Here is a 586-nt window from a genome sequence, read left to right as displayed (position 1 = left end):
TCGGCAGCGTAGATGTGTATAAGAGACAGGGACAAATTAGTCCATTAAAAAGTGCTGCATTTGCTGCTAATATTTTTAAACTTGAAACACCAACTAATGGCTTCTGTAATGTCCATGCTAATGTTTTAGCAAGCGTTACACCTATTCGTACACCTGTATATGACCCTGGTCCTTCTGATACGGCAATGGCTTCTAACTCATTTGGCTTGACACCAACATTAGCTAAAATCGTTTCAATCGCTGGCATTGCTCCTGCAGAATGCGTTACTTTTATATTTTGTACAACCTCTGCCAACACTTTTCCGTCCTTAACAACTGCAACAGAAAGTGGCGCATTAGCTGTTTCAATTCCCAACCAAATCATCTCATTAGCTCCTCACATATTGCCTCATATCGCTTACCATAAGGCATTAACACAAATCGTCGTTCATTTTCACCAACACGGTAAATTTCAATTCCTAACCGCTCTTTGGGTAAATCCTGTTCAATTAAATGTGCCCATTCGATAACAGATACCGCATCACCATAAAATAGCTCGTCCCACCCAAGATCCTCATCGCTTTCCGCCAAGCGATATACATCTAAA

General features: G+C 40.8%; 2 protein-coding genes. Both read right to left on the bottom strand.

Features of this window, described 5'->3' with window-relative positions; translation table 11 throughout:
* On the bottom strand, positions 1 to 364 hold a 364-nt coding region (gene tsaB / locus FH036_RS26925), incomplete at its 3' end, for a tRNA (adenosine(37)-N6)-threonylcarbamoyltransferase complex dimerization subunit type 1 TsaB (protein ID WP_139896432.1).
* Positions 361 to 586, bottom strand: a 226-nt coding sequence (locus tag FH036_RS26920) for a tRNA (adenosine(37)-N6)-threonylcarbamoyltransferase complex ATPase subunit type 1 TsaE (protein WP_180358399.1), incomplete at its 5' end; no start/stop codon positions are given. The genes tsaB and FH036_RS26920, both read right to left, overlap by 4 nt.

The sequence above is a fragment of the Bacillus sp. CD3-5 genome (assembly GCF_006349665.1).
In the GTDB taxonomy this organism is placed as follows: Bacteria; Bacillota; Bacilli; order Bacillales; family Bacillaceae_G; genus Bacillus_A; species Bacillus_A paranthracis.
This window is presented reverse-complemented; position numbering and strand designations above follow the sequence as displayed.